This window comes from Serratia sp. NPDC087055 (genome assembly GCF_044900985.1).
In the GTDB taxonomy this organism is placed as follows: domain Bacteria; phylum Pseudomonadota; class Gammaproteobacteria; order Enterobacterales; family Enterobacteriaceae; genus Serratia.
In genome coordinates this window covers 301617-309755 of the sequence record NZ_JBJDOG010000004.1, presented here as the reverse complement: position 1 = coordinate 309755, position 8139 = coordinate 301617, and the positions used below count along the sequence as shown (strand labels likewise).

8 protein-coding genes are annotated in these 8139 nt (G+C 54.4%); 2 read left to right on the top strand and 6 right to left on the bottom strand.

The features are described 5' to 3' along the window. Positions 1 to 76: 76 nt before the first annotated feature. Positions 77 to 766 (top strand): FadR/GntR family transcriptional regulator, encoded by a 690-nt coding sequence (locus ACI2J2_RS19570; RefSeq protein ID WP_209638122.1) that lies wholly within the window; start codon positions 77 to 79, stop codon positions 764 to 766. 67 nt (positions 767 to 833) lie between these two features. Beyond that, a complete protein-coding gene (gene mdtD, locus ACI2J2_RS19565) occupies positions 834 to 2249 on the top strand; it encodes a multidrug transporter subunit MdtD (RefSeq protein ID WP_404760658.1) in 1416 nt (471 codons plus the stop codon). On the opposite strand, the gene rbsR is transcribed toward mdtD, so the two are convergent. From rbsR to rbsD, 6 genes are read right to left on the bottom strand one after another with little or no spacing between them, the layout of a single operon-like run. Next, complete coding sequence (gene rbsR, locus ACI2J2_RS19560; RefSeq protein ID WP_404760657.1) at positions 2246 to 3247, bottom strand: ribose operon transcriptional repressor RbsR; 1002 nt, start codon at positions 3245 to 3247, stop codon at positions 2246 to 2248. The two genes, mdtD and rbsR, sit on opposite strands and share 4 nt — an antisense overlap. A 5-nt stretch (positions 3248 to 3252) precedes the next feature. After that, positions 3253 to 4179, bottom strand: a complete 927-nt coding sequence (rbsK, locus tag ACI2J2_RS19555) for a ribokinase (protein WP_404760656.1) — start codon at positions 4177 to 4179, stop codon at positions 3253 to 3255. 49 nt (positions 4180 to 4228) lie between these two features. Next, positions 4229 to 5116 (bottom strand): ribose ABC transporter substrate-binding protein RbsB, encoded by an 888-nt coding sequence (gene rbsB, locus ACI2J2_RS19550; protein ID WP_037421308.1) that lies wholly within the window; start codon positions 5114 to 5116, stop codon positions 4229 to 4231. Between the two features lie 24 nt (positions 5117 to 5140). Beyond that, positions 5141 to 6106: a ribose ABC transporter permease gene (gene rbsC, locus ACI2J2_RS19545; RefSeq protein ID WP_037421280.1), complete on the bottom strand. Its 966-nt coding sequence runs from the start codon at positions 6104 to 6106 to the stop codon at positions 5141 to 5143. Between the two features lie 6 nt (positions 6107 to 6112). Beyond that, positions 6113 to 7618: a ribose ABC transporter ATP-binding protein RbsA gene (gene rbsA / locus ACI2J2_RS19540; RefSeq protein WP_209638113.1), complete on the bottom strand. Its 1506-nt coding sequence runs from the start codon at positions 7616 to 7618 to the stop codon at positions 6113 to 6115. Between the two features lie 7 nt (positions 7619 to 7625). After that, positions 7626 to 8045, bottom strand: coding sequence for a D-ribose pyranase (gene rbsD / locus ACI2J2_RS19535; RefSeq protein ID WP_209638111.1), 420 nt, complete (start codon positions 8043 to 8045; stop codon positions 7626 to 7628). Positions 8046 to 8139: the final 94 nt, after the last annotated feature.

Below are 8139 nucleotides of genomic sequence, written 5' to 3'. Positions count from 1 at the left end.
TCCGGTAAACAGCCACAAAAGCTGGCGGTCCGTGGAGTAAAATAAGAGTAACAATGTCAGTAAAGGAATCGCAGCCATGCAATTTAATGCTCAACAACAGGCCGCCCAACGCAATCTTTCTTATCTTCTTGCAGAAAAACTCGGCCAACAAATTCTGGCAGGCGATTATCAGGCCGGTAGCATCCTGCCCGGGGAGATGGAGCTGGGTGAACAATTCGGCGTTAGCCGCACAGCGGTACGCGAAGCTGTGAAGATGCTGGCGGCCAAAGGCATGCTGTTACCTCGCCCACGCATCGGTACCCGTGTGATGCCACAAAGCCAATGGAATTTTCTCGATCAGGATTTACTGACCTGGTGGATGACCAAAGAGAACTTCGATCAGGTGATGCAGCACTTCCTTATATTACGCACCTCATTGGAACCTCAGGCCTGCTCACTGGCGGCGGCCCATGCCAGCACTCAGCAAACCGCCCGGCTGGCTGAACTGATGGCAGAGATGCGAGCACTGCATATCCAGTTCGATCGCGAACACTGGATTCAGGTTGATACCCAGTTCCACCAGCTCATCTATGAGGCCAGCGGCAATCCGTTTCTAACGTCGTTCGCTAATTTGTTCAGTTCGGTGTATCAAAGTTACTTCCGTGCCATTACCGGTAACGAAGTGATTAAGCTGCAGCACCATCAGGCCATCGTCGATGCAATACTCGCCGGTGACAGCGCAGAGGCATTAGCCGCCTGCCAAATTTTGCTCAGAGAAAAAGACTAACTCACTCCCTACTTATATATAGAAGAAAGATGAAAGGGACGAATACGACGGTTAACCAGGACTCATAATGATTAAATCCGCGCGCAGTATGGCAGGGCTACCTTGGATCGCCGCAATGGCGTTCTTTATGCAGGCGCTGGACGCCACTATCCTCAATACCGCGTTACCGGCAATAGCTCAAAGCCTGGAGCGCTCTCCGTTGGCAATGCAGTCGGCCGTGATCAGCTACACCTTGACGGTCGCCATGCTGATCCCGGTCAGCGGCTGGCTGGCAGATCGCTTCGGCACCCGCCGCGTGTTTATCATCGCGGTTTCGCTGTTTACTCTCGGCTCTCTGCTGTGCGCCCTTTCCCCGACGCTAAGTGTTCTGGTGACGTCACGTGTCATTCAGGGCGTCGGCGGTGCGATGATGATGCCCGTGGCACGCTTGGCGCTGCTACGGGCCTACCCGCGCAGCGAACTGTTACCGGTGTTGAACTTCGTGACCATGCCCGGGTTGGTTGGTCCGATCATGGGCCCGATGCTGGGCGGTTGGCTGGTAACCTATGCCACCTGGCACTGGATTTTCCTTATCAATATCCCCATTGGCCTGCTCGGCATCTTCTATGCACGCAAATATATGCCGGATTTCACCACGCCCAAGCGCCGCTTCGACTTTATTGGCTTTATGTTGTTTGGTTTGAGCCTGGTGCTGGTTTCCACTGGGTTGGAGCTGTTTGGTGAACAAGTCCTGGCCAGCTATATCTCTCTGGGCATTCTGCTCAGCGGCGTGGTGATGCTGTTTGGCTATATCGCCCATGCCCGCAGACACCCCCAGCCCCTCATTGGCCTGGATTTATTCCAGACCCGGACCTTCTCGGTAGGCATTGCCGGTAATGTTGCCTCACGCCTTGGTACCGGCTGTGTTCCGTTTTTGATGCCGTTGATGCTGCAAGTCGGTTTTGGTTACTCAGCAATAATTGCCGGTTGCATGATGGCACCGACAGCCGTCGGTTCGTTGATGGCAAAATCCACCGTCACTCAAGTGCTGCGGTGGTTTGGCTATCGCAAAACATTGGTTGGTATCACCATCATTATTGGCGTACTGATAGCTCAGTTCGCACTGCAAAGCCCTGGCATGCCGCTGTGGTTGATGATTCTGCCGCTGTTTGTGCTGGGAATGGCCATGTCTACGCAATTCACCGCCATGAACACCATCAGCCTGGCTGACCTGAACGACAGCAATGCCAGCTCCGGCAACAGCGTGCTGGCCGTCACGCAACAATTATCCATTAGCTTCGGCGTGGCGATCAGTGCGGCGGTACTGCGTTTCTATCAAACGATGTCACTCGGCACCATGGTTGATCACTTCCACTACACCTTTATTACCATGGGCATTGTCACCGTGGCGTCGGCATTTGTGTTTCTATTATTAAGAAGAAAAGACGGCCGTAACCTGATCAGCGGCCAAGACCCAAAGAAACCGGCAAAGGTCACAGGTTAACGCCACCCCACCGAGGCGCGCTCCACCAGCTCAGGCGTTAAAACCAAAACCTGAGCGTCACGTTCTGGGTTTTGCAGGCGGTTGATCAACGCATCGATCGCCAGCTCCCCCAGAGAATCTTTTGGCTGGTGAATAGTACTGAGTGGCGGAGCCAGGTATTTGGCTAGCTCAATATCATCGTAGCCCATCACTGCCATGTCCTGCGGTACCGATAACCCGGCCTGGTACAAGGCCTGATAGGCCCCTACCGCAACAGCGTCATTACCGGCAAATACCGCATGCGGTGGCTCAGCCAACGCCAGCAATTGTTTCATGGCATCAACGCCACCTTCAAATTCAAAATCACAGTGCACTTCATATCCCGGCAGGACAGCCAACCCGGCGCGTTGCATCGCCCGGCGATAGCCTTCTAACCGATGGCGTGCCGTGGTTTTATCCTGTGGCCCGGCAATACAGGCAATTTTGCGATACCCGCGGGCGATCAGGTGATCGGTCGCCATCTCACCGCCCAGCAACGAATTGTCCTGGATAATGTCGTTAGCCCCCTCGAACGGAGCCCAGTCCATCATCACTATAGGGAGTGAGGGATAACGGCTCAGCGCATCTTGCGATGGCCGGTGGTTCTCGGTGCACATTAATAGCAAACCATCGACACGTTTTTGCAGCAGCGTTTCCATGTTGCGATTCATGCGCGCGGCGTCCTCTTCCGTATTGCACAGGATCAGGCTGTAGCCACGCTCATAGCAAGTGCGTTCAACGCCGCGTACGACCTCAGCATAGAAAGGGTTGTTACTGGAGGTGACCAACATGCCGATGGTGCGCGTCTGATTCAGTTTGAGGCTACGCGCCAGTGCAGAGGGGGCATAGTTAAGGTGTTCAACGGCCGCCATGACTTTAGCTCGCACACTGTCGCTGACAAAGCGATTGTTATTAATGACGTGCGAGACCGTCGAGGTTGAAACACCCGCCAGACGGGCGACATCTTTCATGGTGGCCAAAGGGATTACTCCTGCTGCTGCAAAAAGGCATCAATCTCTTCGCGCCAAGGCACGGAAGGCTGTGCGCCCGGTCGGGTCACCGCAATCGCCGCCGCCGCATGAGCAAAGCGCACCGCATCAGCCATCACTTTCCCTTCCAATAGCGCCGTTACCAGTGCGCCATTGAACGTGTCACCGGCAGCGATGGTGTCTACCGCTTTAACCTTAAAACCTGGCACCAATTTGCCGTTACCCTGCTCACTCAGCCAGACACCTCGGCTACCAAGAGTGATGATCACCGTGGCAATGCCTTTATCATGCAAAGCCTGGGCGGCTTGCGCAGCATCATCGTCATTGTTGACCGTAATACCGGTCAGGCGGTGGGCTTCTGTCTCGTTTGGCGTGATCATATCGACCATTGCCAGCAGCTCATCCGGCAATTCACGTGCCGGTGCCGGATTGAGGATCACCTGAGTTTGGTGCTGTTTCGCCAGTTTGGCGGCGCCAATAACGGTCTCCAACGGAGATTCGAGCTGCATCAGCAGCGCATCGGCATCCACAATCTTTTGCTGGTAACGCGCCAGATAGTCTGGTGTCACTGCGGCATTGGCGCCGGCATCAATGCCGATCACATTCTCGCCCTCCGCGTTGACGAAAATCAGCGCCACGCCGGTGGTGCTGTCGGCAATAGCTTCAATCGGTTGGGTATCAATGCGATCGGTCGCCAGCTGTTTGCGGATGCGTTCGCCGATATCGTCAGCCCCCACGCAGGCGATAAAGGCGATATCTGCCCCGCTGCGCCCTGCAGCCACCGCCTGGTTAGCGCCCTTGCCACCGAACGCCACCTTATACTGTTTCCCGATCACCGTTTCACCCGGATGTGGGAAATGCTCAATATTGAGGATATGGTCGGCATTAATGCTGCCCAGAACCACCAGCTTACCTGTTTCCATCGCATTGATTCCTGAATTGCGCGCCATCATAAGATGGCGCGGGTGTGTCTTATTTGGTGACCAGTTTCAAATCTACCGGAATCGTGGCCGGTACTTTTTCGCCCTTCAGCACTTTGTCGGCAGTTTCTACGCCGATCACACCAATTTGATCTGGACGCTGTGCCACGGTTGCCGCCAGTTTGCCGCCTTCAACCGCTTTCACGCCATCGGCAGTGCCGTCGAAGCCTACCACGACCACATCGGTTTTACCGGCGGTTTGCAGTGCACGCAGTGCACCCAGCGCCATTTCATCATTCTGTGCAAAAACGGCCTGCACGTCTGGGTGAGCGGTCAGCAGGTTCTGCATCACGTTCAACCCTTTGGTACGGTCGAAGTCTGCCGGTTGGCTAGCCAACAGTTTGAATTTGTTCTGATCCAGAGACTGTTTAAACCCTTCGCCGCGTTCACGTGCCGCAGAAGTACCGGCAATCCCTTCCAGCTGGATCACTTTAGCGTCTGCACCGACTTTTTTGGCAATAAAATCACCGGCCATTTTACCGCCGACACGGTTATCAGACGCGATATGGCTGACGACGTCACCTTTGCTCGCCACACGGTCCAATGTGATGACAGGGATCTTGGCCTGATTAGCCATCTTGATAGCGTTACCAACGGCATCAGAGTCCGTTGGGTTGATCAACAGCAACTTAGGTGCTTGCACCATCAGGTCCTGCACGTTTGCCAGCTCTTTCGCCGGGTTGTTTTGCGAATCCAGCACCACCAGGTTGTAGCCCAGTTTATTCGCTTCTTGTTGTGCGCCTTCCTTCATCGAAACGAAGAACGGGTTATTCAGGGTAGAGACCACCAGCGCGATGGTGTCTTTAGCCAGTGCGTTAGCACTCAGAGTAGCGCTCAGCGCGAAGGCTGAAGCCAGAATTGCCAATTTTTTCATTTTCATCATCGTGATTCCTGTAGGGGGAGGTTATTTGTTGCTTTTGTTCTCTACCAGAACCGCCAGCAGTATCACCACTGCCTTCACGATCATTTGGTAGTAGGAAGAAACACCCAATAAATTCAGGCCATTATTCAGGAAGCCAAGGATCAGCGCCCCGATCAGCGTGCCAACAATGCGGCCTTTGCCACCCGCCAGGCTGGTACCGCCCAGCACGACTGCTGCAATGGCGTCCAACTCATAGCCGGTACCGGCGGTTGGCTGTGCCGAAGACAAACGCGCCACTTCAATCACGCCCGCCAGCGCAGCCAGCAATCCACAGAGTGAATAGACGATAATCTTTACTTTATCGACGCTGATACCGGACAGGCGGGTCGCCGCTTCGTTACCGCCCAGGGCATAAATATAACGGCCCAAACGGGTATGGTGCAGCATGTACCAGGCAGCGATAAATACGATCGCCATGATCCAGATCGGGGTTGGAACCCCCAATGGGCGGCCGATGCCGAACCAGCCGAAAGTGTCCGCCACGTCGGTAAAGCCGGTATTCACCGGGCTGCCGTTGGTGTACACCATGGTGACCCCGCGCAATAACAGCATCATGACCAGGGTGGCAATAAATGCCTGAACCTTGCCTTTGGCAACGATCACCCCGGTACAGGCGCCCACTGCCGCACCCAATGCCAATGCCGCCGCGACGGCAACCACCGCGTTAATTTCAAAACCGACGATCGACGCCGCCACTGCGCCAGTCAATGCCAACAACGATCCTACCGACAAATCAATGCCGGAAGTGAGGATCACTAATGTCATCCCTACCGCCATAATGGCGTTCACCGACGTTTGCTGCAGAATATTGAACAGGTTGTTTACCGTGAAGAAATTCGGGCTCATTGAAGAAACCACGGCGATCAGCACCAGCAGAGCAATCAGTGATTTTTGCTCTAACAGCCACTCTTTACTGAACCAGCGTTTTGCCACACTCTGGGAACTCATATCTGATTACTCCTGCTTTACGCCGTATTGCTTGCCAACAGCCGCAGCCATCAACGCTTCCTGGGTGGCCTGTTCAATCGGGAACTCGCCGCTGAGATGTCCTTCGTGCATGACCAGAATACGGTCACTCATGCCCATAACCTCCGGCATTTCCGACGACACCAGAATGATGCTCAACCCTTCCTGCTTGAACTGGTTGATTAACTGATAGATTTCTTTTTTGGCACCGACGTCGACCCCCCGCGTTGGTTCATCGAGGATCAACACCTTTGGCCGCGTCATCAGGCCGCGGGCAATTGCCACTTTCTGCTGGTTGCCGCCGGAGAGCAGGCCTATCGGCTGTTCCATCGACGGTGTCTTGATATTGAACAAGCGGATGAAATCGCCCACCGCCTGCTGTTCTTCGGCCTGTTTCAGGCTGCCACCGGCACGGCTGAAATAACGCAGCGCAGTCAGCGACATGTTTTCCTTCACTGACATCCCCAACACCAGGCCATCGCGCTTACGGTCTTCGGAGATATACACAATGCCGTTTGCCAAGCCATCCTGTGGAGAATGGGTGACCACCTCATGTCCGTCGAGTTTGACGGTACCGGCTTTACGCGGTGCGGCGCCGTAGAGAATTTTCATCAACTCGGTACGCCCAGCGCCCATCAACCCGGCAACACCAAGTATTTCGCCGCGGTATAGCGTAAAGCTGACGTCATGCACGCCCGGGCCGGAGACCTGGCTGACTTCCAGCCGTTTTTCACCACGCGGCTGATTCAAACGCGGATATTGTTCTTCCAGCTTGCGGCCTACCATCATTTCTATCAGCGAATCTTCCTGCAGCTCGCTGACCGGTCGTTCGGCGATGAACTGCCCATCACGAAATACCGTAACGTCATCGCAAATTTCAAAAATCTCTTTCAACCGGTGCGAAATGTAAACAATGCCTCGCCCTTCGGCCTTAAGTTCGTTGATCACTTTAAATAAAGAAGCGGTTTCGGTGTCGGTCAACGCATCCGTTGGCTCATCCATGATGATGACCTTCGATTCGAAGCTCAGCACCTTGGCGATTTCCACCATCTGCTGATCGCCAATCGACAGTTCACCCACCAGCCGGTGACTGCTGTAACTCAGGTTCAACCGCGCCAGCAGTTTGTCGGCTTCGGCATACATGCGTTTCCAGTCGATGCGGCCGATACGGTTGACAAACTCACGCCCGAGAAAGATGTTCTCCGCAATCGTCAATTGCGGGATCAGATTAAGTTCCTGATGGATGATACCTATACCCGCTTCCTGCGAATCCTTCGGGCCGTTGAACGCCACTTCTTTACCGAGAAAATACTGACTGCCGGCGTCTTTGTTATAAATGCCGGTCAGCACTTTCATCATGGTGGATTTTCCCGCACCGTTTTCCCCCACCAGCGCCATCACCTTGCCGGGATAAACGCTGAGCGCAGCGCCGGAAAGCGCCTTCACGCCGGGAAAGGCTTTATCGATCCCTTTCAGTTGCAGTAAAGGTTGCATAGACGCCTCAGAAAGTTACGCCGGCACAGAGGATCACATTCGCGTATGGCGAGCATTCCCCGCTGCGGATCACCGCCCGGCTGTGTTCAGTTTGCGCTTTGAAGGCACGGTGACTGATATAGCTCACGCTAATGGTATTGCCCTGATGTTGGCCGAGTTCGGTCAGTTGAGCCAACAATGCGTTGTGGAGCGGCGGATTTTGTTTGATGATCTCTTCTGCCAGAATGGCGCTTTCTACCTGCATCTCCTGAGTCACCACCTCGAGCACCTGTAAAAACGTCGGCACTCCCTGCGTCAGCGCCAGATCGATACGCTGCGTTGCCGCTGGAATAGGCAACCCCGCATCGCAAATGGCGATCTGATCGGTATGGCCGAGGCGGGAAACCACGGCAGAGACATCAGCATTCAGCAGCACGCCTTTTTTCATTTTCTTTTTCTCATTCCGCCAGCGAAACGTTTCGCTTGTGTCTGGAGTTTAAAAAAACGTCAGGAGAAGGCAACCGGGATAATGCAGAAATGTG